The sequence below is a fragment of the Pseudomarimonas salicorniae genome (assembly GCF_023156535.1).
In the GTDB taxonomy this organism is placed as follows: domain Bacteria; phylum Pseudomonadota; class Gammaproteobacteria; order Xanthomonadales; family Xanthomonadaceae; genus Pseudomarimonas; species Pseudomarimonas salicorniae.
In genome coordinates this window covers 248,725-273,548 of record NZ_JALNMH010000005.1, presented here as the reverse complement: position 1 = coordinate 273,548, position 24,824 = coordinate 248,725, and the positions used below count along the sequence as shown (strand labels likewise).

Annotated in this window: 30 protein-coding genes and 1 tRNA gene; 18 read left to right on the top strand and 13 right to left on the bottom strand. The window is 69.4% G+C overall.

The genetic code is table 11. The features are described from left to right. Positions 1-698: 698 nt before the first annotated feature. The 10 genes from M0G41_RS07960 (at position 699) to rpmG (ending at position 5,947) form a co-directional block, all read left to right on the top strand. Positions 699-1,262: an RNA pyrophosphohydrolase gene (locus M0G41_RS07960; RefSeq protein ID WP_248207390.1), complete on the top strand. Its 564-nt coding sequence runs from the start codon at positions 699-701 to the stop codon at positions 1,260-1,262. Positions 1,263-1,309: 47 nt separating this feature from the next. Beyond that, positions 1,310-1,522 (top strand): (2Fe-2S)-binding protein, encoded by a 213-nt coding sequence (locus tag M0G41_RS07955; RefSeq protein ID WP_248207387.1) that lies wholly within the window; start codon positions 1,310-1,312, stop codon positions 1,520-1,522. Between the two features lie 104 nt (positions 1,523-1,626). Next, positions 1,627-2,097: a bacterioferritin gene (bfr, locus tag M0G41_RS07950; RefSeq protein WP_248207382.1), complete on the top strand. Its 471-nt coding sequence runs from the start codon at positions 1,627-1,629 to the stop codon at positions 2,095-2,097. 50 nt (positions 2,098-2,147) lie between these two features. Further along, positions 2,148-2,224 (top strand) — tRNA-Met (locus tag M0G41_RS07945). Between the two features lie 242 nt (positions 2,225-2,466). After that, complete coding sequence (locus M0G41_RS07940; protein WP_248207378.1) at positions 2,467-2,910, top strand: SPFH domain-containing protein; 444 nt, start codon at positions 2,467-2,469, stop codon at positions 2,908-2,910. Between the two features lie 13 nt (positions 2,911-2,923). Beyond that, a complete protein-coding gene (rsmG, locus tag M0G41_RS07935; protein WP_248207374.1) occupies positions 2,924-3,574 on the top strand; it encodes a 16S rRNA (guanine(527)-N(7))-methyltransferase RsmG in 651 nt (216 codons plus the stop codon). Between the two features lie 106 nt (positions 3,575-3,680). Beyond that, complete coding sequence (locus tag M0G41_RS07930; RefSeq protein ID WP_248207370.1) at positions 3,681-4,481, top strand: ParA family protein; 801 nt, start codon at positions 3,681-3,683, stop codon at positions 4,479-4,481. After that, positions 4,481-5,344 carry a ParB/RepB/Spo0J family partition protein gene (locus M0G41_RS07925; protein WP_248207365.1) on the top strand — a complete coding sequence of 288 codons (864 nt, stop codon included), beginning with the start codon at positions 4,481-4,483 and terminating at the stop codon, positions 5,342-5,344. Before M0G41_RS07930 ends, M0G41_RS07925 begins: the two co-directional genes overlap by 1 nt. Before the next feature lie 187 nt (positions 5,345-5,531). Continuing rightward, positions 5,532-5,768: a 50S ribosomal protein L28 gene (rpmB, locus tag M0G41_RS07920; RefSeq protein WP_248207363.1), complete on the top strand. Its 237-nt coding sequence runs from the start codon at positions 5,532-5,534 to the stop codon at positions 5,766-5,768. Positions 5,769-5,782: 14 nt separating this feature from the next. Continuing rightward, the gene (rpmG, locus tag M0G41_RS07915) at positions 5,783-5,947 is read left to right on the top strand and encodes a 50S ribosomal protein L33 (protein WP_147652919.1); all 165 of its coding nucleotides are present in this window, start codon (positions 5,783-5,785) and stop codon (positions 5,945-5,947) included. Positions 5,948-6,027: 80 nt separating this feature from the next. Here the strand turns inward: rpmG and M0G41_RS07910 are convergent, their stop codons facing one another. From M0G41_RS07910 to M0G41_RS07890, 5 genes are all read right to left on the bottom strand, one after another. After that, on the bottom strand, positions 6,028-6,384 hold the full coding sequence (locus M0G41_RS07910; RefSeq protein ID WP_248207360.1) for a hypothetical protein: 357 nt from the start codon (positions 6,382-6,384) through the stop codon (positions 6,028-6,030). 75 nt (positions 6,385-6,459) lie between these two features. Further along, positions 6,460-6,846 (bottom strand): EF-hand domain-containing protein, encoded by a 387-nt coding sequence (locus tag M0G41_RS18790; protein ID WP_248207357.1) that lies wholly within the window; start codon positions 6,844-6,846, stop codon positions 6,460-6,462. Positions 6,847-6,860: 14 nt separating this feature from the next. Then, positions 6,861-8,072, bottom strand: coding sequence for a DesA family fatty acid desaturase (locus tag M0G41_RS07900; protein WP_248207355.1), 1,212 nt, complete (start codon positions 8,070-8,072; stop codon positions 6,861-6,863). A gap of 165 nt (positions 8,073-8,237) precedes the next feature. Beyond that, on the bottom strand, positions 8,238-9,050 hold the full coding sequence (gene mutM / locus M0G41_RS07895; protein WP_248207352.1) for a bifunctional DNA-formamidopyrimidine glycosylase/DNA-(apurinic or apyrimidinic site) lyase: 813 nt from the start codon (positions 9,048-9,050) through the stop codon (positions 8,238-8,240). 15 nt (positions 9,051-9,065) lie between these two features. Next, complete coding sequence (locus M0G41_RS07890) at positions 9,066-9,548, bottom strand: YiiD C-terminal domain-containing protein (RefSeq protein WP_248207351.1); 483 nt, start codon at positions 9,546-9,548, stop codon at positions 9,066-9,068. Between the two features lie 60 nt (positions 9,549-9,608). Here M0G41_RS07890 and M0G41_RS07885 point away from each other — a divergent pair, with 60 nt between their 5' ends. Genes M0G41_RS07885 through M0G41_RS07875 form a run of 3 tightly spaced genes read left to right on the top strand, consistent with a single transcriptional unit; the run spans position 9,609 to position 12,769 of the window. Then, positions 9,609-10,367, top strand: coding sequence for a uroporphyrinogen-III synthase (locus tag M0G41_RS07885; RefSeq protein ID WP_248207349.1), 759 nt, complete (start codon positions 9,609-9,611; stop codon positions 10,365-10,367). A 33-nt stretch (positions 10,368-10,400) separates the two neighbouring features. Then, positions 10,401-11,513 carry a coiled-coil domain-containing protein gene (locus M0G41_RS07880; protein WP_248207347.1) on the top strand — a complete coding sequence of 371 codons (1,113 nt, stop codon included), beginning with the start codon at positions 10,401-10,403 and terminating at the stop codon, positions 11,511-11,513. Then, a complete protein-coding gene (locus M0G41_RS07875) occupies positions 11,510-12,769 on the top strand; it encodes a heme biosynthesis protein HemY (protein ID WP_248207346.1) in 1,260 nt (419 codons plus the stop codon). Before M0G41_RS07880 ends, M0G41_RS07875 begins: the two co-directional genes overlap by 4 nt. A 660-nt stretch (positions 12,770-13,429) precedes the next feature. Here the strand turns inward: M0G41_RS07875 and M0G41_RS07870 are convergent. Continuing rightward, positions 13,430-14,716: an acetyl-CoA C-acetyltransferase gene (locus M0G41_RS07870; RefSeq protein ID WP_248207342.1), complete on the bottom strand. Its 1,287-nt coding sequence runs from the start codon at positions 14,714-14,716 to the stop codon at positions 13,430-13,432. Between the two features lie 187 nt (positions 14,717-14,903). After that, on the bottom strand, positions 14,904-15,800 hold the full coding sequence (locus M0G41_RS07865; protein WP_248207338.1) for a lysophospholipid acyltransferase family protein: 897 nt from the start codon (positions 15,798-15,800) through the stop codon (positions 14,904-14,906). Positions 15,801-15,867: 67 nt separating this feature from the next. On the opposite strand from M0G41_RS07865, the gene M0G41_RS07860 reads away from it, so the two are divergent. From M0G41_RS07860 to M0G41_RS07850, 3 genes are all read left to right on the top strand, one after another. Next, positions 15,868-16,722 (top strand): hypothetical protein, encoded by an 855-nt coding sequence (locus tag M0G41_RS07860; protein WP_248207337.1) that lies wholly within the window; start codon positions 15,868-15,870, stop codon positions 16,720-16,722. A gap of 534 nt (positions 16,723-17,256) precedes the next feature. Then, a complete protein-coding gene (locus tag M0G41_RS07855) occupies positions 17,257-17,436 on the top strand; it encodes a hypothetical protein (protein WP_248207335.1) in 180 nt (59 codons plus the stop codon). A gap of 39 nt (positions 17,437-17,475) precedes the next feature. Beyond that, positions 17,476-17,619, top strand: coding sequence for a hypothetical protein (locus M0G41_RS07850; RefSeq protein ID WP_248207333.1), 144 nt, complete (start codon positions 17,476-17,478; stop codon positions 17,617-17,619). Between the two features lie 345 nt (positions 17,620-17,964). On the opposite strand, the gene M0G41_RS07845 is transcribed toward M0G41_RS07850, so the two are convergent. From M0G41_RS07845 to M0G41_RS07825, 5 genes are all read right to left on the bottom strand, one after another. Continuing rightward, the gene (locus M0G41_RS07845; RefSeq protein ID WP_248207331.1) at positions 17,965-18,747 is read right to left on the bottom strand and encodes a hypothetical protein; all 783 of its coding nucleotides are present in this window, start codon (positions 18,745-18,747) and stop codon (positions 17,965-17,967) included. Continuing rightward, entirely contained in the window at positions 18,744-19,790 is a 1,047-nt protein-coding gene (gene motB / locus M0G41_RS07840) for a flagellar motor protein MotB (protein WP_248207329.1), read from the bottom strand. Before motB ends, M0G41_RS07845 begins: the two co-directional genes overlap by 4 nt. Before the next feature lie 26 nt (positions 19,791-19,816). After that, a complete protein-coding gene (motA, locus tag M0G41_RS07835; RefSeq protein WP_248207327.1) occupies positions 19,817-20,671 on the bottom strand; it encodes a flagellar motor stator protein MotA in 855 nt (284 codons plus the stop codon). Between the two features lie 53 nt (positions 20,672-20,724). Next, entirely contained in the window at positions 20,725-21,066 is a 342-nt protein-coding gene (locus tag M0G41_RS07830; RefSeq protein ID WP_248207326.1) for a hypothetical protein, read from the bottom strand. A gap of 93 nt (positions 21,067-21,159) precedes the next feature. Continuing rightward, positions 21,160-21,654 (bottom strand): GNAT family N-acetyltransferase, encoded by a 495-nt coding sequence (locus M0G41_RS07825; RefSeq protein WP_248207324.1) that lies wholly within the window; start codon positions 21,652-21,654, stop codon positions 21,160-21,162. A gap of 41 nt (positions 21,655-21,695) precedes the next feature. Here M0G41_RS07825 and M0G41_RS07820 point away from each other — a divergent pair, with 41 nt between their 5' ends. After that, complete coding sequence (locus M0G41_RS07820) at positions 21,696-22,448, top strand: class I SAM-dependent methyltransferase (RefSeq protein ID WP_248207323.1); 753 nt, start codon at positions 21,696-21,698, stop codon at positions 22,446-22,448. Here the strand turns inward: M0G41_RS07820 and M0G41_RS07815 are convergent. After that, complete coding sequence (locus tag M0G41_RS07815) at positions 22,422-23,321, bottom strand: alpha/beta fold hydrolase (protein ID WP_248207320.1); 900 nt, start codon at positions 23,319-23,321, stop codon at positions 22,422-22,424. The genes M0G41_RS07820 and M0G41_RS07815 overlap by 27 nt on opposite strands. Positions 23,322-23,394: 73 nt before the next feature. On the opposite strand from M0G41_RS07815, the gene cls reads away from it, so the two are divergent. Next, entirely contained in the window at positions 23,395-24,822 is a 1,428-nt protein-coding gene (gene cls / locus M0G41_RS07810) for a cardiolipin synthase (protein ID WP_425511237.1), read from the top strand. Positions 24,823-24,824: the final 2 nt, after the last annotated feature.

Sequence of the window (24,824 nt, the reverse complement as noted above, 5' to 3'; positions counted from 1 at the left end):
GGCCCTTTCCCTTTTCAGGTTTCAAACGTCCAACCCCCGGCTCACGCTGGAGGTTTCGTCGTTCTGCGCCCTGCAATTAATCCGATCGCGCAGCGTCTCTCGGCCTATCCGGACAGCCAGTCCGAAAGGACTGGCCCTTTGTCTTTACCCGTTCGAAACGCCTAGATCCCCACCCAATGCCGAATGGCTAGCTTTTGCTCGCGAAGTGCTCTGCTCAACGGGGCGACGCCTATGCAGCGGGCAACTTTGCAAGGGGCGGCGCTTTTCCACTCTTTGCCCGAGCGGGCGGACGTGTGGCGATAGGGGCGTCGGGCCGAAAACCATGGCATCAAACGCGTGCAGAAGCAGGGATGTTCGCTCATGGACGAACGCATCCCAGAAGGACGGAGCCTACCCCCGAGCAAGACGGATTGTCTGAGGTCGGGCAGGCCTGCTTGCGCGCGCGGGCCGGCCCGGAGGCGATCGGTCCACGGACCCGTTCAGCCGTACGCGGAATTGCGCGATAGGGAAGAACCGCTCGACGAGGATTTGTTTCCGACGCCACGTTGGGCCACCTGCCAGATTTGACCGGTGGTCCCCGGCGGTGCGGTCTGGATGGAAAGCCAGCAGGTCCTGATAACGCGCCGCCGGACGATGACCGTGCTTGAGGCTCCGCTCGGCGCTGTGGCACTCTGCGCGAAACAGGTTCGGAGTTTCTCGTGATCGACCCGGACGGCTACCGTCCCAACGTAGGCATCATCCTGATTCGCAGGGATGCCAAGGTGCTGTGGGCGCGGCGGATATCGCGGGATGGATGGCAGTTCCCCCAGGGCGGGATGAATTCTGACGAGACGCCGATCGAGGCGATGTACCGGGAGCTGCACGAAGAGGTGGGGCTTGCGGATAGCGACGTCCGAGTGCTCGGATCGACGCCGGGCTGGCTTCGCTATCGCCTGCCGCGTCGCTGCATTCGTCACCATGAGCGGCCAACCTGCGTTGGCCAGAAGCAGGTGTGGTTCCTGCTGGAGCTGCTCTGCGATGAGGCGAGAATCCGCTTCGATCTGACCGATTCACCTGAGTTCAGCGAGTTCCGCTGGGTCGACTTCTGGTATCCGCTGCAGGCTGTGGTGAGCTTCAAGCGGGATGTCTATACCAAGGCCCTGGCCGCGCTTCAGCCTCTGGCCGAGGGCTGCAGCGGCCGCAGCCTGGGCCGGCCGGACCTGGGTGCCTGTACCGGCACCCGCCCGAGGGGATTCCAGCGCGCCAGCCTGGCGCGGATGTAGTTGACAACCGTTTGCATTTGCGTTTGACTATCTCCACGGAGGTAGTCATGTACGTATGTCTTTGCTACGGCGTCAGTGAATCGGACGTGCGGCGCGCAGCCGCCGAGGGTGCGGTCTCTCTGGGAGATCTTGCAGCGCGCACCGGTTGCGCCACCAACTGCGGCTCCTGCGCCGCGTCAGCCGAAGCCATCCTTGCGGAGTACCACGGCCCTCAGACGGCTCCCCGCGTGTTCCCGCTTCAGGTGCTGGCCGCGGCCTAGTTGCTTCGCGTGCTCTAACGCGTCTGACATCCGTTTTCATTCCCTCAAGGTCTCGGTCGATGGCCTAGAATCGCGAGCAGCACGGTTCTGCAGCGAGGCGATTCATGAAGGGCGATCGAAAAGTAATCGAGTGGCTCAACAAGGCCCTGCTCAACGAGCTGACGGCGATCAACCAGTATTTCCTGCACGCGCGCATGCTGCGGAACTGGGGCTTCGAACAGTTGGGCAAGAAGGTCTACGAAGAGTCCATCGACGAGATGAAGCACGCCGATCGTCTGATCGAGCGCATCCTCTTTCTGGAAGGACTTCCCAACCTCCAGGCTCTGGGGAAGCTGTACATCGGCGAGACGCCCGGTGAAACCATCCGCTGTGACCTGCGCCTTGAGCAGGAGGCGCTGCCGGTGCTGAAAGACGCCATCGTCCACTGCGAGCAGGTCGGCGACTTCGTCAGCCGCGAGGTCTTCTCCGGCATCCTGGAGTCCGAGGAAGAGCATATCGACTGGCTTGAAACCCAGCTCAGTCTGATCGAGCGTCTGGGCGAGGCCGCCTACCTTCAGGCGACCCTCTGCGACTAGGGCAGGATTGACGCCAGCGAGCGGCTGATGCACACTGCGCGGCTCTCAAAGGCTATGTAGCTCAGCCGGTTAGAGCACAGCACTCATAATGCTGGGGTCGGTGGTTCGAGTCCACCCATAGCCACCACATCTAAGCCCGCGATTTCGCGGGCTTTTTTGTGCCCGCTCAGCGGGCCTTTCGCGCTGTTGCGCGGGGCAGGTCGGGGTGGACCGCCCGCTGGAGCCGGTGCGCCGCTTCGCTCCGCCGCAACCGGCTCGGCATGCGAGCCGCGCGCCGCCAAAATCCGTTATACTTCTGTTAAACCTTGTCGCACTTGTTAGCGCTATCTTAAGTGCACTGGGAACTAACCCACACAAGCGCCTGATTTTATGGACGTGTCTGCTGCCGCGGTTTCGCTCGCGCTGATCCTTGTCCTCCCGCTGCTGGCCATGCGGAACGTGCCCACGGACAGGGTGGTGCCGGTGCGTCGCTGGGGCCGCTTCCACCGGGCCCTCGGACCGGGCTGGCACGTGGTCTGGCCGATCCTGGACCGGGCCGGGCCCGGCGTGCCCCTGATCGGTCATCGGGTAACCGCGGCCGATGCCGCCGACGGACAGGCCCGCGCCGAAGTCTTCTTCCAGATCCTTGACCCCCAGCTGATCGGCCGCGACCTTGAGCGGGTCGACGCCATCGTCAGCCAGGCTGCGGTAGCCCAGCTGACGTCGCTGGGTGCGGGCATCGACGCCGCGACCTGGGCACCGGAGTTCAAGGCAAGGCTCAATCGCGCCCTGCAGGGCCTTGGCCTGCGCGTGACGCGCTGCCAGCTGCGCTGACCGGCGGCCGGTTTTGGAACGCGAGCCCCCGGCGCTGTCCGACGGCGCCCTCTCGAAACTGTCCTCCGGGCTGCGTGAGCTGGGGCTGGATGCCGGACTGCAGGCCCCGCTGAGGCGCTACGTCGAGCTGCTTCTGCTCTGGAACGGCACCTACAACCTGACCGCTATCCGCGAGCCGGAGGCGATCATTTCCAAGCATCTGCTGGACTGCCTCGCGATGGCGCCCTTCGTCAGCGCAAGCAGCCTGGTCGACGTGGGCAGCGGTGGCGGCTTCCCGGGCATACCCTTGGCATTGGCCTGCCCCAGCCTGCGCGTGGCGCTGGTGGAAACCGCTGGCAAGAAGGCGCGCTTCCTGCGCGAGGCGGTCCGGACGCTGCAGCTCGGCGACCGTGTCGCCGTGCACGCCATGCGTGCAGAACAGGTCCCGGCCGGCGTGGGTTTCGAGGTGCTGACCGCCCGGGCCTTCGGAACGCTGGCCGAGATCCTGAGGGTGGGTGGCCACCTGCTGGCCCCCGGTGGGCGCCTTCTGGCGATGAAAGGACGCCTGGACGAAGTCATGGCCGAGCCCATTCCGGAGGGCTTCCGGCTCGAGGCCTGCCATCCGATGCAGGTGCCCGGCCTGGACGCCGAGCGCCACCTGGCCATCGTCTCGCGCACCGGCTGAAGGTCTGTCCAGGCGCGCGGCGGTTGCCGCAGGGGCCAGCCATGGGATAATCGCCGGCCCGCCGCGCTCCAGCGCAAGCTGCGCCGGCATATAGATCGAGGACAGCATGGGGCGGATCATCGCCATCGCCAACCAGAAGGGCGGCGTCGGCAAGACCACAACCGCAGTCAACCTGGCCGCCGCACTCACCGAAGCTCGGCGCAAGGTTCTGTTGGTCGATCTCGATCCGCAGGGCAATGCGACCATGGCCTCGGGTGTCGACAAGCGTGAGCTGGAGAACTCCGGCTGCGAGGTGCTGCTCGAGGAGTGCCCGGCCGAGGCTGCCATCGTCAAGACGCACGGAGGCTTCGACCTGCTGCCCGGCAACGGCGACCTGACTGCCGCCGAGCTGAAGCTGATGGAGGCGCTCGCCCGTGAGCACCGCCTGCGCGAGCAGCTTGAGCCGCTGCGCGACAAGTATCACTACATCCTGATTGACTGTCCCCCCTCCCTGCACCTGCTGACGATCAACGCCCTGACCGCGGCCGATGGCGTGATCGTGCCGATGCAGTGCGAATACTTCGCGCTGGAAGGCCTGTCCGCGCTGACCGACACCATCCGCGCGGTAAAAACGCGGCTCAACCCCGGCCTTGAGATTGAAGGCGTGCTGAGGACCATGTACGACGTGCGCAACAACCTTTCCAACGAAGTGTCTTCGCAGCTGCAGCAGCACTTCGGTGATCGGCTGTATCGCACCGTGGTTCCACGCAACGTGCGTCTGGCCGAGGCGCCGAGCCACGGGCAAAGCATCGTCGAGTACGACCGCGCCTCGCGCGGCGGCATCGCCTACCTCGGGCTGGCCGGCGAACTGCTGCGCCGCGAACGCGGCGCGCCGGCGCCCAAGCCGGCTGCGGCGGAGCGCGCCTGATGTCGGCGAAGAAGCGGGGACTGGGGCGCGGCCTCAGCGAGCTGCTCGGCAGCGGGACGCAGGAAAGCGAAACGCCCCTGCCCGGTGATCGTCAGCGGAACCTGCCGATCGAGCAGCTGCAGCCCGGCAAGTACCAGCCGCGCACGCAGATGGATCCGGCCCGCCTGCAGGAGCTGGCCGATTCGATCCGCGCCCAGGGATTGATCCAGCCGATCGTGGTGCGCGCGGTCGGGCGTGACCGCTACGAGATCATTGCCGGCGAGCGACGCTGGCGCGCCGCCCAGCTGGCCGAGCTGCGCGACGTGCCGGTCATCCAGCGCGATATCGACGATCACACCGCCCTGGCGATGGCGCTGATCGAGAACATCCAGCGCGAGGACCTCAATCCGCTGGAAGAGGCGGTCGCCTTGCAGCGGCTGATCGACGAATTCTCCCTGACCCATCAGCAGGCAGCCGAGGCGGTGGGCCGCTCGCGCGCCGCGGTCAGCAACCTGCTGCGCCTGCTCGAGCTGCCCGACGGCGTGCGCAGGCTGGTCGAGCAGGGCCGCATCGAAATGGGCCACGCCCGCGCCCTGCTGACCCTACCCGAAGCGCTGGCCGAGGCCCTGGCCCGGCAGGCGGCCGAAGAGGGCTGGTCGGTGCGCGAGATCGAGCGCAGGGTGCAACAGGCGCAGCGCGCCCCCGGAAAGCCGGCCCCGAAGCCCGCCGCGAACCCGGATGTCGCTACCCTGGAGCGCGAGCTGTCCGAACACCTGGGCGCCTCGGTCAGCGTCCAAGGCGGTCGTGGCAAGGGCGGCAAGCTGGTGATCCGCTACCATGACCTCGACCAGCTCGACGGGCTGCTGGAGCGGCTCCGCCGCTGAGTCAAGCCCCTTCGGCTTGCCTTTCACTACCGCCACGCCCATAATGCGCGGCTCGCTTGCGGCCACGTGCCGTGCGTTGCCATGCCGGTTGCAACGCGACAAGTCCTCTCCCAACCGGTGGCGCCTTCGGGCGCGGGGCCGAACTCTGGCTGGCCAAGCCGGATCCAACTACCGATCGAGGTGCGATATGGCACGCGTGTGTCAAGTAACCGGAAAGGCGGTGCAGACGGGCAACAACGTCTCCCACGCCAACAACAGGACCCGCCGCCGCTGGCTGCCCAACCTGCATGAGCGCAAGTTCTGGGTGCCGAGCGAGAACCGCTGGGTGAAACTGCGTGTGTCGGCCAAGGCGCTGCGCACCATCGACAAGAACGGCATCGAGTCGGTCCTGGCCGACCTGCGTGCCCGCGGCGAAAAGATCTGAGGAGGACCTGAGCCATGGCATCCAAGCGCGACAAGATCCGCCTGATCTCTTCTGCCGGCACCGGTCACTTCTACACGACCGACAAGAACAAGAAGAACACGCCGAACAAGATGGAAATCAAGAAGTACGACCCGGTCGTGCGCAAGCACGTGGTCTACAAGGAAGGCAAGATCAAGTAAGCCGCTCGCCGGCTTGCGATTCCAAGGCCCGCCTCATGGCGGGCCTTGTTTTTTCTGGAGTGGGAACCGCGGGCGGACCTTTACTCCGTCACGGCCTGGCAGGCGAGCAGGTCGTCGTTGCTGATCACCCAGGTGTCGCGGTCGCCGCACAGGCCGACTTCGCCGACGACGCAGGCATCGCCATCCTCGTCGATCAGCTGCACGTCGTAGGCATCGCAGGGGATGCCGCGCAGGGTGAAGCGGCCGCCGGAGGGGATAATGTCCTCGCGCAGCTGGTCCGGGCCCCAGTCTTCCTCATCGACGGAGGACAGGTAGAGCTCATGGATGTCCCAGTCGGACTGGTTCACGATCACGACCTGCGACTTGCTGGCTTCGGCGCCGAACGCCCAGGCCGACAGGACGGACGCCAGGACGGCCGATGCGATGAGCTTGTTCATGGAAATGCCTTGCTGGGTAGACGCGGTAATCGCGCCAGCCATTTCACCCCGCGAGAGCACGCGGCGGCAAGCGCTTTATCGCGGTGGCGAGGTCAGCTCGCGAATGTCCAGCCAGCCATTGCCGTCGGTGTCCAGGCGATGGAAAGCCCGGCGTACCGCCTGCTCGTGGCCGCGCCGCTCCCGCGAAACCGAACGGCGCGCTCCGGCAGGGAGTTCGTCATCGTCGATGCGACCATTGCCGTTGCGGTCCAGATGGTCGAATCCGGCGCGCAGATAGTCGAGGTACTCTTCAACGTCGACCCTGCCGTCGGCATTGCGGTCGAATCCGCCGAAGTAGGCCAGGCGGGCGCTGCGCTGAAGATCGGCGCCGGAGACCTCTGCCGCCACCGCTGCGCCGCCGCCCGCGAGAGGGCCGGCGGCGAGCAGGCCGAGCAGGAGCTGCCCGGCGGAACGCCGTACCACGGCGCGTAACGCGCTCAGGCGGCCTGCGGCGCAGGCACCAGCGCGTAGCCCTTCAGGCGCGCGGCGAACTGCTGCAGCGCGCGGTTGCCAGAGGCCTCGGCCTCGGCGCACCACTGGCGCAGCGATTCCAGCATCGCCTCGGCACCCTGACCGCTGCGCTCGTAGACAGCGCGCAGACGGGCGCGGTACTCGTAGACATCCGCCAGGCGCGGGCGCTCGGCGATCCACTGCGCAAGGTGCTCTCGGCCCTCGTGGTCGAGCCAGCGTCCGCCGTTGGCCAGCGAACGACGCAGCTTGCGCGGCAGCGACTTCAGGCTCTCACCCGCGGCCTGCGCCTCCTCGCGCAGGGTCGGCAGGGTCACCGCGCTGAAGTAGTCGGTCATCACCTTGTAGCGATGCACCATGATCGCGCGCAGGGTGTCGGAGTCGGGCAGATGGATGTTCGGCCGGATGTCGAGCTGCGGCGCGACACGACGGACCTTGGCCAGGCCCAGGCGCTCGAACAGGCGCAGGGCCGCCCAGCCGATGTCGAACTCGAAGCGGCGCAGGGCGAAGCGTGCCGAGCTGGGGAAGGCGTGGTGGTTGTTGTGCAGCTCTTCGCCGCCGATCACCAGACCCCAGGGGGTCAGGTTGGTGGCCCGGTCGTCGGTCTCGAAGTTGCGGTAGCCCCACCAGTGGCCGAGTCCGTTGACCACGCCGGCAGCCAGCACCGGGATGACCAGCATCTGCAGGGCCCAGAAGGTGATGCCGATGACGCCGAAGGCGGCCACCTCGGCGAACAGCAGCAGGGTCGGACCGAGCGAGGGGCGGGCGCCGTACAGGTGCCGTTCCAGCCAGTCGGTCGGGGTGCCGGCGCCGTACTTCTCCATGATCGCCTTGTCGTCGCTGGCGATCTGGTACAGCTGCACGCCCTGGAAGACCACCTTGCCGATGCCGAAGACCTGCGGGCTGTGCGGATCCTCGTCCGTCTCGCACTTCGCATGATGCTTGCGATGGATGGCCACCCATTCCTTGGTGACCATGGCGGTGGACAGCCACAGCCACAGGCGCATCGGATGGCTGACCACGGGATGCAGATCGACGCCGCGGTGGGCCTGGCAGCGATGCAGGTAGAGGGTGACCGAGAAGATGGTCGCCTGCGCCATGACGGCGAAGGTGATCAGCAGAGTGGTCAGGTCGCTGCCGACGAGACCCTGGGTCAGCCACTGGTAGAGCGTGTCGTTCATGATCCGGCCTGGGAAATATCCAATGTGAGTATGGGGGCGGTTCGTGCCACACAGCTGAACCGGAGCCCGGCATCGCCACCCTACCGGCCCTGCTTCGGGATGCGCCAGCGTACGGACGACGGGACGGTTCGGGGATTTCCCGCCCCGTGAAGGGGGGCGGCCGGCTCAGCGCTGGCAGCGCGGGCAGAAGGCGGTCGCCCGCTGGCCAAGACGCAGGGCCCGCAGCGGCGTCCCGCAGCGGCGGCAGGGCTGGCCCTCGCGGCCGTAGGCGAACAGCTCCTGCTCGAAGTAGCCCGGAGCGCCATCCGGGTTGAGGAAGTCGCGCAGCGTCGTGCCGCCACGCTCGATGGCGTGGCCGAGGATGCGCTTGATCGCCGCGGCCAGCGCCTCGTAGCGGGCGAGGCTGATCCGGCCGGCTGCGCGGCGCGGATCGATGCCGGCCTCGAACAGGGCCTCGGCGGCGTAGATGTTGCCGACGCCGACCACTACCGCCTGGTCCATCAGGAATGGCTTGACCGGCCCGCGGCGGCCGCGGGAGAGGGCGAACAGATGGGCGCCGCCAAAGGCCGCGTCCAGCGGCTCCGGGCCCAGCCCGGCAAGCAGCGGATGCACGACGCCGGTCGGCTGCCAGAGCAGGCAGCCGAAACGGCGCGGATCGGTGAAGCGCAGCAGGCGGCCGTCATCCAGGGCAAGGTCGACGTGGTCGTGCGGGCCGGCGGGCACCGAGGGCGGCAGCACGCGCAGCACGCCCGACATGCCAAGGTGCAGCAGGGCGCTGCCCGCGTCGACGTCGACCAGCAGGTACTTGGCGCGGCGGCGCACCGCCGAGATCGGTGCACCGCGCAGCGCCTCGAGTTCGTCGGCGGGGATCGGCCAGCGCAGGTCGGGCCGGCGCAGGGTCAAGGCGGTGACCCGGCGACCTACCAGATGCCGCTCGATGCCGCGGCGGGTGGTCTCGACTTCGGGCAGCTCCGGCATGTCCGTGCCCGGGCGTCAGGCCTGTGGGCGCAGCGCGACGAAGCGGCCGACGAAGCTCGATGCCAGCCGGCCGTCGGCGCAGTGGATCTCGGCGCAGAGATTGGCGCGTGCCTTGCCGCGATTCCGGTAGGTGCGGACGAACTCGGCCCAGTCGTGGCCGTCCTCCAGCCGGGCGCGGGCATGCAGGTCGTCGTACAGCGGAGCGAGGTAGCGCACGGTCGAGTCCTGCACGTAGACCTCGGCCTCGGGGAAGCCGGCGAGGTCGAGCGCCAGCGAGGCGCTGCCCCAGCTGGCCAGGGTCATCATCGAGCACAGGCTGCCGCCGAAGGCGCAGCCCTTGTCGTTGATGTTGGCCGACAGCGGCGCCGACAGGGCGAGGCCGGTCGCCGGGTCGAAGTCATCGACGCGCAGCGCCATGGCCCTGACCGGAGGCATTTTCTGCAGGCGCAGCTGAAGTCGGGAGAGGCTGTCGGAAGCGGGGGTGGAAACAGAAGACATGCGTCGGGCCGGGGTCTGCGGAGGCGGTATCGTACGCAAACCGAAGGGCAGCGAAAGTCGATGACATCGATTATCCACCGCAATGATCTTGCCGGTTGGCAGGTGCTCGCGCTGCGGCCTGCAGGCGAGTGCAGGACCCTACGCCGGCGTATCGAGAGGCTGGGCGGCACGCTGCATTGCGCTGCGCCCTGGCGCATCGAGCGGGTTGATGAACAGGCCGATTCACTGAAGCGCGCACTCGATGCATCGTTGTGGCTGGTGACGAGTCCGAACGCGGCGCGCTGTGCCTCGGGTCTCGTCGTTCTGCCCCGCTTTTCCGGCACTGCGCTGGCTGTCGGGCCGGGTACCCGGCGTGCCCTGATGCGCGCCGGCATTGCCCGGGTCGCCATCCCCGAGGGTGACTTCCGCAGCGAAGGATTGCTGGCGATGCCGGCGCTGCGGACGGCGCGCGAGGTGGTGCTGGTCACCGGCGAGGGCGGGCGGGGCCTGCTAGACCGCGAGCTGGCCCGGCGCGGCGTGGCGGTGAAACGCATTGAGGTGTACCGCCGGCGGCCCCGGCACTGGACGCCTGTCGTGCTTGAGCGACTCGCCGCCACGCCGCGACCCTGCGCGGTGCTGGTCAGCAGCGCTGAAGCGCTGGGCGGTGGCGCCGCCCTCGCCGAGGCGCTCGCTGGCTTCGAGCTGGTGGTGTCCAGCGAACGCGTCGCCGAGGCGGCCTTGCGACTCGGCCTGCCCGTGGCCCGGGTGGCCGGCTCGGCAGCCCCGGAGGCGCTGGTCGAAGCACTGCGACTTCATGCCAAGCCGGCCCCCATCCGGTAGCATGTCGGACTTGAATCCTGCACGCCCGAGCCCGTGAACGAGAACTCCGAGGACACCTCGCAGCCCGTGGTCGAAGCCTCCGTCGAGACCGCAACGGCCGCCGCCCCTGCCCGATCCCGCGCAAGCGGCTGGCTATGGGGGCTGGTGATCGTGCTGGGCGCCGGGCTCGCCATCGGCGCCTGGTTTGTACACCAGCAGTTGCGACAGGCCGAGCGTGGCGACGCGGAGTGGCGCGAGACCGTCGAGGCCCTGCGTGCCGAGATCGCCGCGCTGGATCGCGAACTGGACGCCAACCGCGAGCGTCAGCGGCAGATCGAGGCGCGCATGGGCGACAGTGCAGCTGGCCTGCGCGTGGTCCGTGAGGAGGTGCTGGGCATGGCCGAGCGCGCCACCCGCGTCGAAGAGGCCATCGCTGCGCTGAGCCAGGCCCGGCAGGACGCCGCGCTGACCCTGCGCCTGGACGATCTCGAACTGCTCCTGCAGCAGGCCCAGCTGCGCAGCAACCTGCTGGCCGACCACGCGGCCGCCGAGCGCGCCCTGGCGCATGCCGCGGCGCTGCTGGCACAGATCGACGACCCCGCCTACAGCGTGCTGCGCGTGCCGCTGGAGCAGGAGCGGGCGGCTCTGGCCGAGCTGGGCCCCGACCCGCGCCCGTCCCTGCGCCAGCAGGTCTCCGGCCTGATCGACATCCTGCCGGGCCTTGCCTGGCAGCAGCCGGCCGACGCTCTGCCCGAGGATGCGCCGGCCGTGCTCAAGCTGTTCGACCGCCTGGTCAAGGTGCGCCGGGTCAGCGACAGCCAGATGGCCCTCAGCCCGCTGGAGCGCGCCAGCCGGCGGGCCAGCATCGAGCTGACCCTGGCGCTGGCCCTGGCCGCGCTGGAAACCGGCGACGAGGCCGCCTGGAAGCACCACCTCAAGCGCGCCCGCGAGGACATCGTGCTGCTCTTCGATCCCTCCGCCTCGGCGGTGACCGCTGCGGTGCAGATTCTCGACGAGGCGATCCGCCAGCCGCTGCGCCCGGACGGCCAGGCGCTCGGCACCACCCTGCGGGAGCTGCGCGCCATGCGCGCAACCCGCGCGGTGGGCGCCGGGGCCCTGCCCAACCTCGAGCCCGCCCCGCAGGCGGAGGCGGTCGAGCGTCCGTGAGGCCCTATCTGCTCCTGCTCGGGGTGCTGCTGCTGGCCCTGCTCGGCGCCTGGTCCTGGCGCCACCTGGCCGCCGATCCCGGCTACGTCCTGATCACCTTTGCCGGCTGGTCCATCGAGGCCTCGCTGCTGGCCATCCTGCTGCTGGCGGTCTTCGCATGGGCCGCGGTGCGCCTTGTCCTGCTGCTGCTGCGCGGACCGTTCCGCCTGCTGCGCCGCCGGCGCAAGGCGAAAGCCCGCGAGCGCCTGGCCAGCGGCATGCTGGCCCTGCAGCAGGGCCAGCCGAAGCGCGCCGAGCGGCTGCTGCGCCGCGCCGCGCGCGATCCCGTGCAGCGCGGTGCCGCCCTGCTGCTGGCGGCCGAATGCGCCCGCCAGCGCGGCGATGACGGGCAGCGGCGCAGCTACCTGCTGCAGATTGCCGAATCAGACCCGCACGGCCTGGGGGCCCTCGCCGAGGCCCAGGCCCTGCTGGAAAGCGGCCAGCCCGAGCTGGCGGTCGAGCTGCTGGAGCGCGCCGCCCGCGAACAGCCGCCGCAGCCGGCCGCCGTCGAACTGCGCGCCCGGGCGCTGGCCGCGGCTGGACGCGCCGGCGAGGGCCTGCTGCTGCTGCCCGACCTGCGTCGCCAGCGCAGCCGCGAGGGCCAGGACAGCAGCGCGCTGGAGAACGATCTGGCCGCCGCCGCCCTGCAGCAGGCCGCCACCGCCGAGGAGCTGGACGCCGTCTGGGGATCGCTGGCGAAACCGGTCCAGGGCAGCGCCCAGGTGTTGCGTGCCTACGGTCTCGCCGGTCGCCGGCTGGGCCGCCAGGGTGAGGCGGCCAGCGCGCTGGAGCGGGCCATCGACCGCGACTGGGACGACGACCTGGCCGGCCTCTGGGGCCTGCTGGTCGACGGCGACCTGCGTCGCGCCATCAAACGCGGCGAGCGCTGGCTGGAGTCGCACCCCGACAGCCCGGGCCTGCTGCTGGCGCTGGGCCGTCTCTGCCATCGCGAGCAGCTCTGGGGCAAGGCCGAGGACTTCCTGCAGCGCGCCGTCGCCGGCCGCCCGGCCGAAGCCTGGGAGGCGCTGGGCGCGCTCTACGTCGACCGCGGTGATCATGCCCGGGCCCAGCAGGCCCTGCGCAATGCGATCGCCAGCGGCCGCGGCGAGGCCGCCTCGCCGGTCCGCGCCCTGCTCGCCGCGCCGGTCGAGGAGACCATCGCCGAGCACCGCAGCAGCATGGGCCTGCCACAGCTGCCCGCAGGTCGACCGCTCTAGCCCGCCGCCGGCGCGGAAGCGACGGCGGCAAGGAGCGGCGTGGCAGAGCGCCGCGCCCATGGCCCATGGCCCATCGGCCCAAGGCGCACCGTTCGCACTTGAGCTGCCGAACAAGCGCGAGTCCAGCGCCGCGATGGCCGTCCGTGCTTCGATACCTCAGCACGAACGGCTTCCGGGCTGGCGGGAGGAGAGTGCTCGAACCGGGGTTTCCCGGGCGCGCCGTCGCAGAGCACCTTCGAGCCGACGCGTGCGTGCCCGTCCCCCGCCAGGACGACACGGAGCCTGCGGGGCAGCCACGTGTGCGTCGCAACTCCCACGAACCTACATCGAAGCCGTTCGCCCTGAGGTATCGAAGGGCGAAGCCCAGGATCGCTGAGGCCGCTCAGACCTCGTTGCGCAAAGCCAGGGCCGATGCGGAAGGAAGGGCACGGCGACACCCCCTCCCCATTTCCCGGCCCTCCGGCGCAGCCTACGGGCGTTCCTCGGCACGCGAGCCTGCGGCTCGCAAGCGCACCTCCTCACCCCCCTCCACCGCTACGCGGCGCAAGGGGAGGAGACAGGCGCAGGCCCCGCCTGACGCAACACACGCTACGCTTCCCTGAGCCCTGAGCCCTGAGCCCTGAGCCCTGAGCCCTGAGCCCTGAGCCCTGAGGCCCGCCCTCAGCGCTCGAGAATCGCCACCACGCCCATGCCGCCGGCGGTGCAGACCGAGATCAGCGCGCGGCCCTTGCCCTTTTCGGCCAGCAGCTTCGCCGCCGTGGCCACGATGCGGGCGCCGGTCGCAGCAAAGGGATGACCCAGCGCCAGCGATGAGCCCACCACATTGAGTTTCGACCGGTCGATGCTGCCCAGCGCGCCGTCCCAGCCGAGCTTGTCGCGGCAGAACGATTCGGTCTCCCAGGCCTTCAGCGTGCACAGCACCTGCGCCGCAAAGGCCTCGTGGATCTCGTAGTAGTCGAAGTCCTGCAGGGTCAGGCCGTTGCGCTTGAGCAGCTGGGCCACCGCCCAGGCCGGGGCCATCAGCAGGCCGTCGCCGTGGACGAAGTCGACCGCGGCAACCTGGGCATCGACCAGGTAGGCCTGGATCGGCAGGTTGCGCTCCTTGGCCCAGTCCTCCGAGGCCAGCAGGGCAGCCGAGGCGCCGTCGGTCAGCGGAGTCGAATTGCCCGCGGTCAGGGTGCCCTGGCCCGAGGTCTTGTCGAAGGCCGGCTTCAGCGCGGCAAGCTTCTCGGCCGTGGTGTCCGGACGCAGGATATTGTCGCGCTCGACGCCGCGGAACGGCACCACCAGGTCCGAATAAAAGCCCTTTTCATAGGCTGCGGCGGCCTTGCTGTGGGATTCGTAGGCCAGCTGGTCCTGGTCGGCGCGGGCGATCTCCCACTCCTTGGCCATCATCTCGCAGTGCTGGCCCATGCTCTTGCCGGTGCGCGGCTCGGCCACGCCGGGGAACTCGGGCATGAACTCCTTGGGCGAGAAACCCTTCATCGCCGCGAGGCGCTGGCCGCCGCTCCTGGCCATGTTGAGATCCAGCAGGCGGCGGCGGAAGCGCTTGCCGACCACGATCGGCACGTCCGAGGTGGTGTCCGAACCGCCGCCCACGCCGGCCTCGATCTGGCCCAGCGCGATCTTGTTGGCGACGGTGATGACGGTATCGAGGCTGGTGCCGCAGGCCCGCTGCAGGGTCACGCCCGGGGTCAGCGGCGACAGGCCCGAGGATAGCGTTGCCTCGCGGCCGATGTTCCAGTCCGAGCTGTGCTTGAGCACCGCGCCCATTGCCACCTCGCCCAGCTGCACGCCATGCAGGCCGAAGCGCTCGACCAGCGCGCCCAGCGTGCGGATCGACATGCCGAGGTTGCCGACGTCGGAATAGGCCGTGTTGTTGCGGCAGAAGGGAATGCGCACACCGCCGAGGACGGCGACCGGACGGGCTTGGCGGGCTTTCTTCATCGCGACGGACTCGGATTCGGATCAGTCCCCGATCATAGCGCGTGGGGGCTCGTTGGTGATTCGTGATGGGTGATTCGTGATCGGAAAAAGCAAGACAGGCGCCGCTGCATGTCCCCTTGAGCGGCCGCTCGACGGCCATTGAGCGAAGCGCGGCGGTAGGCCGCTCTAACGAATCACCAATCACCCATCACGAATCACTCGCCCCGGCGAAATACGCCGGCATCATCGGCCACAGGGTGAAGCCCCAGGACTTCTCGCGGATCAGCCCTTCCCAGTAGCTGGCGATGCGCTGCAGCAGGTCCGGGTCATTCGGGTCGAACGGCCCCTCGACGCGCAGGTCCCGCCGACCGGTCGCAAGATCAAGGCCGAGGGTGAACATCACCACCGGCACGTCGGCATCGCGGGCGATGCGCAGCAGGCCCTCGGTGAACTGGGCAGGTCGTCCAAACAAGGTGACAGGCCGGGCGAGCTTGGTTTCGGTGGGGGGCACGTCGGGCGTGCCGGTGACCCAGTGGCCGGCGGCGAGCTCGGCAGCGGCACGCTTGAGCGTGCCTGGCGCATAGATCAGCGGTCGGCCGCCGGCCCGGGCCAGTTCGTTCAGGCGCAGATGGCCATACCAATAGGCCAGCCATGACATCCCCATCGAGTGCTTGCTGAAGCGCCCTGCCAGTACCGCCGAGGAGGGCCCTGCGACGCTGAGAGCGCGAATGCCCCACATGCCGGTGCACCAATGGAAGAAGACGCCGACCGCGGCGGACTGCCGAAGCGGCCACTCGCCACGAGGGTCGCAGTAGCGATCAAGCCAACGCCGTCTGCGTGTGCGCGACAGCCAGAAGTCGGCATGGTCAACCAGCCTGCATGTGCGGTAGTCCCATGCCCAGCGATCCTCGTCCTCGATCTCGACCCAGTTACGCGCCTCAGCCAGTGCGCCACGCCACTCGCGACTGAACAGCCGCGGCCAACGTGCGACGCGACGCAGGCAGCGGTACGCAAGAGGCCAGGGCAGGAACACAGCGAGCGCCGGCAGCAGATACAGCTCGAGCAGGCAGCGAAGCTCGATCCGCAGCCAGTCGGGGACGACCATTCGGGGCGCTCGCGGCAATGACAGGGGGGCTGCTACTTTACCCAGTCCATTCGCATCACATGCAGCCATGTCGACTTCGCTTACCTGCTTTGGCGCCCTCGCGCTTGAACTCGGCCCCGAACAGCGCGGGGCGCGCAGCGTGCTGGAACGCGCCGAGGCCGAGCGCCTGGCCGGCTTCATGGCCCGTGACCTGGCCCGCCTGCTGCCCGGTGTCGAGGCGCTGGACGGCGTGTTCGCCGCGGCCCTGTTCGATCCCGCCGAGATGCTTCGTCCGGGCTGGCCGGTGCATGCGGCGCTCGGGGGCCTGGCCGAGGCAGCGCAGGGTGCGCGGGGCGGCCGGGTGATCGCGTTTGGCGCCAGCGATGGCCGGATGCCCGTGCCCGAGCTGCAGCCCGATCCGAGGCTCGAGGGTGGCCTGCTGCGCCTGTTGCCCTTCGCCCTGGTCGGCGAGAGCGAGGCGGTGCGCGAGGTCGGCCGGCAGATGGAGGAGCGCCTGCTCGAGAACGGCATGGCCCAGGCGCACACCGCGCTGGAGGCGCAGTCGGGCTTCGGCGTGGCGCTTGAGCACGCCCGCTTCATGAGCCTGCACGACCTTTGCGCGCTGACCGCGGCGCAGTACCAGCACGCCGGGCTGGAAGGCCACTGGCGGCTGATCGAGGCCGCCCTGCTGGCTCCGGAGTCGCGCGAGTGGCTGGAGCTGCCGAACGGCCTGGCCGCCCTGCACATGGGCGGCCAGGTGCGGCTGGCCGAGGCCGAGGCCAGCGCCTGGCGGGCGCTGAAGGCCGAGGGCAGCTACGAGGACTATCGACTCGCCCTGCGCCAGCTGATCGCCATCCTCGGCGCCCACGGCATCGCCGTCGAGCGCCTGCCGCTGCAGCCCGGTGACTCGGCGCGCGAGCTGCTGGAGCCGACGCGGCAGTAGTGTGGGCCGGGGAAGCTCGGGCGCAAAGACATTCATAGGGTGCGGCTGGCCGCACCGGGCATACCGTCCGAACGCCCGTATCGGTGGGCCAAGGCACATCCTATGGAGCTCGCTGAAGCCCAACGAAGCCCGACTGCAGGAGCGCACATGGGCGCGACGGCGGCGTGACGTGTTCTCCACAGACCGCGGCCACAGTGAACCTCCGCGGTCGCGGCCATGTCCGATCCTACGAAACGCCCGCCCATCCGAAGCCGCGGCGAACGGCCACCTTTCGCCCGGTGTTCGCATGGCCGAAACCACGACGGCGTTCGAAGCGGTACGTCGGTGCGGCAAGCTGCACCCTATGGCTGGTCGGGCGGTGGCACGGACCGGATCGCTGCGGAGCCGATCAGGGCGCGCCCGACGGGATTGACGCCGGTGCAGGCTTCAGCGAGGATTTTCCGCTGAAACGCCAGGTTAAAGCTGCCCGACCCCGGCCGCGCCCTTTCGGGGCGGCCGGCGTCGATGCATCCTGTCCCCCTCCGGAGCCGCCCCGTGAACAAGTCCGTCGTGTGGGTCTTCGTCCTTGCCCAGTTTCTGCCGGCACTCGCGCTGGCTGACGGCATCTCCGGGGAGACTCCCGCTGGCTCGCGCGGGCGCCTGACGTTTTCCGGTGCGCCCTTGCCGACCGGTGCGGGCATCGAGGGCGCAGAGACGAGGACCTTCCTGTCCTGAACACCGGTCCTCCAGGGCGACGACACGCGCCTTGCCGACATGACCTACCTGTGGCGATGGGACATCGGCCAGCCTTCCAACGTGATCGCTGACTCGGACGCTGCGGCGAAGGCGCCGGGGTGGCGGATTGTCGGCGTCGAGGCATCCTTCCTCTCGCCTGAGCGCGCGGCGCGCTGCGACTGAGGTTCTGAACCGATCGCGGAGCGCATAGGGTGCGGCTGGCCGCACCGGGCATACCGTCCGAACGCCCGTATCGGTGGACCAAGGCACATCCTATGGAGCTCGCTGAAGCCCAACGAAGCCCGACTGGAGCGCACATGGGCGCGACCGCGGCGTGACGGGTTCTCCACAGACCGGGGCCAGACCGGATCGCCGTTGTCGCGCCCAAGGGCACTCCCACAGAGGGCGCGGGCATTTCAGCGACCGAGGCGAATGCGATCCTTGCGCCCTTGGTCGCATTGCCCAAGCCGTAACGGCGTTCGAAGCGGTACGTCGGTGCGGCGAGCCGCACCCTATGGGCATCGCCGGCTAGCGCCGCGCGTCGGTGCGCGGCATGCGCCACATCAGCAGGGCGTCGTCAGCACTGGCGCCGACGGCCACTCGGCGGTCGGGGGGCAGGCCGGGGATCTCGAAGCGGTAGCTGACCAGCCAGCTGCCCGGGCGCATCTCGGCGCGGGCCTTGTCACAGAGACGGGGCATGGCGGCGGGGGAGAGGAAGGCATAGACCAGGTCATGCTGGCCGAGCGGGTGGTTCCAGAAGCTGGCGAAACGCCAGCGACCGGGGAAGCGGTGCAGCCTCAGCCGCAGCCAGCCCAGGGCGAAGGGCAGGGGCGCCCACTCGATGCCGGTGCAGCGCGCGCAGTGGCCGCTGCGCGACAAGGCCAGCAGCAGGCCGCCGAGGCCGCCGCCGAGATCCACCACATCGAGATCGCGGCGCCCGGGAAACAGCGTTGGCAGCTCTTTGCCGAGCGCGGCCCGGGCGCGGCGGCCGCTCAGCCACAGCGGGACGCGACTGGCCATCACGCCGCCGAACAGGAGCAGGCTGGCAGCGAGCAGGAGGGCCGGAACGCTGGCCGGCAGGTCCAGGCCGGCGGCCATGCCCAGCGCCGGGGGAAACAGCAGGCAGATCCCGCCCCACCACCACGGCATGCGGAGGATCAGCGCGCAGAGCCCGGCAATGGCGCCTGCGATGCCGAGCAGGACGGCACCGGTGGCCAGGCCCACTGCGTGACAGACCACTGCCGCGAAGGCGCCGGCGAGCTGGGCGAGGCCGGCGCGGGCCAGCAGGCCCGCGCTGCCGCTGCGGATCATCCCTCGTCGGGCTCCGCGGCCGGCCCAGCCGGTTCGGCGGGCTCGCCGGCGGCGTCGCCGATGTCTGCCGCAGCGTCTGCGGGGTCGGCGTCGACGCCGGCACCGTCGATATCGCCCGCGGGTGCGACCTCGCCATCATCGGCCTCGGCGGGCGGCTCCTCGGTTTCGGGCGGCGCTTCGCCCTCGCCGCGGGTGATCGACTCCTCGGTGGCCTTGTTCATCACCACGATCGATATGCGCCGGTTCTGCGGGCTCTCGGGGTCTTCCTTGTCGAGGCGCACGGTGTCGGCCAGGCCCACCACGCGCATCACCCGGCCGGCATCGAGCCCGCCGCGGATCAGCTCGCGGCGCGCCGCGTTGGCGCGATCGTTTGACAGCTCCCAGTTGCTGTAGCCGGCCTCGCCGCCGACAAAGGCCCGGGCATCGGTATGGCCGGAGATGCTGATCCGGTTGTCGGTGGCGTTGATGAGCTGGGAGATCTCCTGGAGGATCTCGGCTGCGTAGGGCTTCAGCTGCGCGCGGCCGGTGTCGAACATCGGCCGGTTCTCACCGTCTACCACCTGGATGCGCAGCCCCTCACTGGTCAGGTCGAGCAGCAGCTGGCCCTTGTACTGCTGCAGCGAGGGTATCTGGTCGATGGCCGCGGTGATCTGCTCCTTGAGCTTTTCCAGCTCCTCACGTTCGAGCTGCTTGGCCTTCTTCTCGGCCTCGACCGGGTCGATGTCGGTCTTCGGGTCGCCGCGCTTGCGCGCGCCCTCCTGCATGGTCAGGTCCTGGCCGCCGCCGGGCAGCGGACGGGTCTGCTCGCCGACGTTCTGGCCACCCATCAGCGACAGCCGAACCGGTGGGTTGTTGAAGTAATCGGCGATGCCGCGCTTGACGTCCTTGTCGGCGACGGCGAGCAGCCACATCAGCAGGAAGAAGGCCATCATCGCGGTGACGAAGTCGGCATAGGCGATCTTCCACGCGCCGCCGTGGTGTCCGCCGTGGCCGGACGCCTTCTTGACCTTCTTGATGATGACCGGCTGGTCCTTCTTGGCCATCTAAGTGCTCCTGCCGGGGCGCTGCCTCACTTCGTGCCCTTCACCGCTGCCTCCAGCTCCTGGAAGGAGGGGCGCACGTCGTAGAACAGCACCTTGCGGCCGTACTCCACGGCCACCGCCGGCGAGGAGCCGGACAGGGTCGCCAGCAGCACCTCCTTGACGCATTCGAAGGCCTTGGAGGATTCGGTCAGCTTCTGCTCCATCGCGGTCGGGATCGGGCCGACGATGGCGTAGCCGAACAGGATGCCGACGAAGGCACCGACCAGGGCCGCACCGATCATGTAGCCGAGCACCGAGGGCGGCTCGTTGAGCGAGCCCATGGTGATCACGATGCCCATCACCGCGGCGACGATGCCGAAGGCCGGCATCGAGTCGCCGAGCTTGTTCATCATCGCGATCGGGACCGCCCCCTCCTGGTGGTGGGTCTCGATCTCGGCGTTCATCAGGTCTTCGAGATCGTTCGGATCCATCGAGCCCGAGACCATCATCCGCAGGTAGTCGCAGACGAACTCGATGAGGTGATGGTCGGCCAGAACGTTGGGATACTTGCTGAAGATCGGGCTGCCCTCGGGATTCTCGACCTCCGCCTCGATCGAGATCATGCCTTCCTTGCGCATCTTGTTGAGCAGGTCGTACATCAGGCAGAGCACCTCGGTGTTCATGGCCTTGGTGTACTTGGCGCCCTTGAACGCGCCGGGTGCGGCCTTGATCACCGCCTTCAGCGTGGCCGGCGTACAGCCGGCGACGAAGGCGCCGAGTGCGGAGCCGACGATCATCATCAGCTTGACCGGGTGCACGAGCGCGCCGATCTGCCCGCCGGAGATCACGAAGCCTCCGAACACCGCAGCCAGCACGACCACCCAGCCGATAATCACCATCATGAGCGAAATCCTCCCCTCCGACCCCTGGGGGCCGCTGCGCCTGACCCTGCCGGTCAGGCCTCGATATCGACGTAGCCCCGCTCGATGGCGCGCTCCAGCGCGCTGAACGCGGCGCAGGACTCCTCATAGGCCCGGCGCTCACGCTCGACCGCGGCCAGGGCCTGGTCCGCCTCCTCACTGCCCGCGGTGACCCGGGTCAGGGCGAGGCCCGCCTCGAGGTAGCGCGAGCGCACTTCGGCGACGAACCGGGCCAGCTCGAGAAAGCGCTCACGGTTGAGTTCGGCGATGTGGTCGTGGATGACCCCGCGGTTGATCTGCCGCAGCTCGAATTCGATCTGCTGCAGGAACTGCTTCTGCCTGCGCAGCAGCCCGCTGTCTTCTTTGTCGTCGAACATGCCGACCTCCTCGGAACCCCGGCGCCTGGCAAGGCGCCGTTCACCGGACTGGCGTCGCAAGCATACCGAGCGCCGGCAGTCGACGACCAGCACTCAGGGGATTTTACCTACCCGCTCATCCGCCCAGGTGAAGGCATGCTCCATGACCCGGTAGGCCGCGTCGCGCATGCCCAGGGCGGCGTAGGTCTGCTGCGCCCGCTGGTTGTCCTGCTCGACATAGAGGCGGACGCCGCAGATGTCGCCGCGCGCCTCGGCTTCGGCCAGCACGTGCGCATACAGGGCGCGGAACACGCCGAGGCGTCGCGCCGATGGCTCGACGTAGACCGACTGGATCCACCACCACTCGGCGCATCGCCAGTCGCTCCACTCATAGGTCAGCATCAGGGTGCCGAGCAGCGCGCCGCCCTGGTGGGCGACCAGGTAGCGGCCGCGCGAGGGCTGGTCGAGCACGCCCTGCACACCCTGTTCCACCACGGCGGGATCGAGCCGCTTGTGCTCGGTTTCCATGGCCATGGCGCAGGCGAAGCGGACGAGGTCGGGGACGTGCTTGCCGATGGCGGGGGCGATCTGGATCTCGGACTGGGTCATGGCACTGGCGCGGGTGGGGCGGGGCGCTCCAGTATCGCCGCATGGGCCACCCGAAGGATTATTTCTCCGCTCACGCGGCGCTTTACGCCGCGCGTCGCCCGCGCTATCCGCAGGCCCTGTTCGACTGGCTTGCAGGCGTGGCGCCCGGTCGCGAGCTGGCCTGGGACGCCGGCTGCGGCAACGGGCAGGCTTCGCTCGGGCTGGCCACGCGCTTTGCCCGGGTCATCGCGACCGACCCCAGTGCCGAACAGATCGCCGCAGCGCTCGCCCACCCGGGGGTCGAGTACCGGGTCGAGCCGGCCGAGGCACCAAGCCTTGCCCCGGCCAGCGCGGATCTGGTCTGCATCGCCCAGGCCCTGCACTGGTTCGACCTTGATCGCTTCCACCCCGAAGTGCACCGGGTGCTGCGCCCGGGCGGGAGGATCGCCGCCTGCAGCTATGGCCTGTGCCGGGTCGACCCGGCGGTGGACAGGGTGTTCATGCATCTCTACGAGGCGGTGCTCGGACCCTGGTGGCCGCCAGAGCGCCGCCACGTGGAGAACGGCTACCGTGATCTGGCCTTTCCGTACCGGCACCTGGATGCGCCGCCGTTCATCCTCGGCCAGCGCTGGCAGCTCGACCACTATCTGGGCTACCTGCGCAGCTGGTCGGCGACCCAACGCTGCCTGCGCGACACCGGCTGCGACGCGGTGGCCGAGCTGGCCGCCGAGTTCGCCGCGGCCTGGGGCGATCCACAGTCCGAGCGCGATGTGAGCTTTCCGCTGGCCCTACGCGTGGGCCGGGTCGAGGGCTGATCGCAGGCCGACGGTCGGCGAGCGCTCGGGCGGCAGCGGCGGCGGTGCGTCCGGCGTGTCCTCCGGCCGATCGGCGCGCAGGCCCTCGGGCACCGGCTGGCCGGAGAGGAAGGCCAGCAGCGCGCGGTTGCAGTCCCCGATGGCATCAAAGGGCGTGCCATGCCGCGAGCCGGCCACTACGTGCAGTTCCGCTGACAGCCTGGTCGCCCAGAGCCGCTTCTCGGCCAGCGAGGTGTAGTCGTGCTCGCCGGCGAGCATCAGCATCGGCACGCCAAGACCGCTGGCGCGCTCGGCCGCGCACCAGTCGGCGAGGGCGCGGGCGCAGCGCAGATAGGGGTCGGGCGAGCTGCTCCCGACCACCCGTTCGACCCGCTGGCGCATGGCCAGCTGGTGCGGTTCCGGAAACAGTCGCCGCGCCACCATCCGCGCGGTGCGCGGCAGGCCCAGCAGGCGCACCATCCCAACCTGGAGGTGCAGCTCCAGCGCCTTGCGCCAGTGATCGACGCGGTAGCTCGGCAGGCTGTTGATGGTGACCAGGCGGGCGACCGCGCCGGGGCGCTGCAGGGCCATCTCCAGCGCCACCGCCCCGCCCATCGAGAAGCCGACCAGGGCCGGCCGGCCGGCTTCGAGCCGGTCGAGCAGGGCCCACAGGTCGGCAGCGAATTGCTCGATGCGGTAGCGGCCGGGGGTCGCCTCGCTGGCCCCGCAGCCGCGCAGATCAGGCACGATCAGGCCGAAGCGTTCGGCCAGCGGGCCGATCTGGAATGCCCAGTCGTCACCGCTCGAGCCCAGCCCGTGGATCAGCAGCACCGGCGGGCCCTCGCCGAAGCGGCGCACCCGCAAGCGCAGGCCCTCCAGTTGCACCATCGTCATCGGCGTCCTCCGCGCGGCAAGCCCCAAGCCTATATGCGGGGGCCGCCGCATGGCAGTGCTATAACCGCAGCCCATGGAAGCCATGCTCGAAGCGTTGCCGAACTGGTTGCTCCTCTACGGGCCGCCCGTATGGGCCGCGCACCTGCTGATCCTCTCGGTATGGATCGTGCTGCAGAAGCGGCCACCGCTGTCGACCCTGAGCTGGATCCTGTCGATGGCCCTGCTGCCGGTGCTGGGGTTCATCATCTACTTCTTCCTGGGCCCGCAGAAGATCCGCCGCCAGCGTCTGCGCCGCCAGCGCCTGCGCAAGCAGCACAATGCCGGTGCCCGCCGGGACGCGGATGCGCATCAGGCCCTGCCGCGGCGCAAGCGCGGGCTGGGCGACCTGGTGGAACGGGCGATCGGCACCCCGGTCTCGAGCCTGACCGACCTCCGGCTGCTGGTGGGCGGCGAGCCGAAGATCGATGCCCTGGTGGCGGCGATCGATTCGGCCCGACACCACATCCACATGGAGTACTACATCCTTGAGCCCGACGGCGTCGGCCAGCGGATCCGCGAGGCCCTGGTCGAGGCCGCCCGCCGCGGGGTGCGGGTGCGCCTGCTGATCGACGGCATCGGCTCGGCACGGGCCGGGCGGCGTTTCCTGCGACCGCTGCGCCGGCTCGGCGTCGATGTGGCGCGGTTCCATCCCTGGCGCGCCGTCGTGCTGCGCCCGCTGCTCAACCTGCGTACGCATCGCAAGATCGCGGTGATCGACGGCTGCATCGGCTTCGTCGGCGGCATCAACCTCTGCAATGACGTCGACCCGCGCCACTGCGAGACCGCCTGGCATGACTACCACCTGCGCCTCGAGGGCCAGGCGGTGGGCTGGCTGCAGGCGCTGTTTGCCGAGGACTGGCTCTATGCCACCCGGCACGCCCTTCCCGAGGAGGCGCTGTATCCGGACTGCCAGCGCGGCGAGATCATCGCCCAGGTGCTGGCCTCCGGCCCGGACAGCGACAGCGAGGCGATCCACCGCGCCTACGTGCAGGCGATCCATGACGCGCGCGAACGGGTCTGGCTCGTCACCCCCTACTTCGTGCCCGGCGAGGCCGCCCTGATGGCCCTGTCCAACGCCGCGCTGCGCGGCGTGGACGTGCGCCTGCTGGTGCCGCGGCGCAGCGATGCGCGGCTGGTCGACTATGCCGGGCGCTCCTACTACGACGAACTGCTCGGCCGTGGCGTGCGGATCTGGCAGTACGAGCCGCGCATGCTGCATGCCAAGGCCCTGCTGGTCGACAGCGACCTGGCCATGGTCGGCACCGCCAACTTCGACCCCCGCAGCTTCCGGCTGAACTTCGAGGTGGCCCTGGCAGTCTATGACGCCGACTTCACCACCCGGCTCGGCACCCAGATCCTCGCCGACATGGAGGACGCAAGGCAGGTCAAGCAGCCGCGCAAGCTCGGCTTCCTGCGCCGCCTGGGGGAGGCCATCGCCCGGCTGTTCTCCCCGCTGCTCTGATC

Bases quoted from the DNA above. Each gene is read 5' to 3' on its own strand.
- M0G41_RS07955 (WP_248207387.1), top strand. From the start codon at position 1,310: ATGTACGTATGTCTTTGCTACGGCGTCAGTGAATCGGACGTGCGGCGC.
- bfr (WP_248207382.1), top strand. From the start codon at position 1,627: ATGAAGGGCGATCGAAAAGTAATCGAGTGGCTCAACAAGGCCCTGCTC.
- M0G41_RS07940 (WP_248207378.1), top strand. From the start codon at position 2,467: ATGGACGTGTCTGCTGCCGCGGTTTCGCTCGCGCTGATCCTTGTCCTC.
- M0G41_RS07930 (WP_248207370.1), top strand. From the start codon at position 3,681: ATGGGGCGGATCATCGCCATCGCCAACCAGAAGGGCGGCGTCGGCAAG.
- M0G41_RS07925 (WP_248207365.1), top strand. From the start codon at position 4,481: ATGTCGGCGAAGAAGCGGGGACTGGGGCGCGGCCTCAGCGAGCTGCTC.
- rpmB (WP_248207363.1), top strand. From the start codon at position 5,532: ATGGCACGCGTGTGTCAAGTAACCGGAAAGGCGGTGCAGACGGGCAAC.
- rpmG (WP_147652919.1), top strand. From the start codon at position 5,783: ATGGCATCCAAGCGCGACAAGATCCGCCTGATCTCTTCTGCCGGCACC.
- M0G41_RS07910 (WP_248207360.1), bottom strand. From the start codon at position 6,384: ATGAACAAGCTCATCGCATCGGCCGTCCTGGCGTCCGTCCTGTCGGCC.
- M0G41_RS07900 (WP_248207355.1), bottom strand. From the start codon at position 8,072: ATGAACGACACGCTCTACCAGTGGCTGACCCAGGGTCTCGTCGGCAGC.
- mutM (WP_248207352.1), bottom strand. From the start codon at position 9,050: ATGCCGGAGCTGCCCGAAGTCGAGACCACCCGCCGCGGCATCGAGCGG.
- M0G41_RS07890 (WP_248207351.1), bottom strand. From the start codon at position 9,548: ATGTCTTCTGTTTCCACCCCCGCTTCCGACAGCCTCTCCCGACTTCAG.
- M0G41_RS07885 (WP_248207349.1), top strand. From the start codon at position 9,609: ATGACATCGATTATCCACCGCAATGATCTTGCCGGTTGGCAGGTGCTC.
- M0G41_RS07870 (WP_248207342.1), bottom strand. From the start codon at position 14,716: ATGAAGAAAGCCCGCCAAGCCCGTCCGGTCGCCGTCCTCGGCGGTGTG.
- M0G41_RS07865 (WP_248207338.1), bottom strand. From the start codon at position 15,800: ATGGTCGTCCCCGACTGGCTGCGGATCGAGCTTCGCTGCCTGCTCGAG.
- M0G41_RS07860 (WP_248207337.1), top strand. From the start codon at position 15,868: ATGTCGACTTCGCTTACCTGCTTTGGCGCCCTCGCGCTTGAACTCGGC.
- M0G41_RS07850 (WP_248207333.1), top strand. From the start codon at position 17,476: ATGACCTACCTGTGGCGATGGGACATCGGCCAGCCTTCCAACGTGATC.
- M0G41_RS07845 (WP_248207331.1), bottom strand. From the start codon at position 18,747: ATGATCCGCAGCGGCAGCGCGGGCCTGCTGGCCCGCGCCGGCCTCGCC.
- motB (WP_248207329.1), bottom strand. From the start codon at position 19,790: ATGGCCAAGAAGGACCAGCCGGTCATCATCAAGAAGGTCAAGAAGGCG.
- motA (WP_248207327.1), bottom strand. From the start codon at position 20,671: ATGATGGTGATTATCGGCTGGGTGGTCGTGCTGGCTGCGGTGTTCGGA.
- M0G41_RS07830 (WP_248207326.1), bottom strand. From the start codon at position 21,066: ATGTTCGACGACAAAGAAGACAGCGGGCTGCTGCGCAGGCAGAAGCAG.
- M0G41_RS07825 (WP_248207324.1), bottom strand. From the start codon at position 21,654: ATGACCCAGTCCGAGATCCAGATCGCCCCCGCCATCGGCAAGCACGTC.
- M0G41_RS07820 (WP_248207323.1), top strand. From the start codon at position 21,696: ATGGGCCACCCGAAGGATTATTTCTCCGCTCACGCGGCGCTTTACGCC.
- M0G41_RS07815 (WP_248207320.1), bottom strand. From the start codon at position 23,321: ATGACGATGGTGCAACTGGAGGGCCTGCGCTTGCGGGTGCGCCGCTTC.
- cls (WP_425511237.1), top strand. From the start codon at position 23,395: ATGGAAGCCATGCTCGAAGCGTTGCCGAACTGGTTGCTCCTCTACGGG.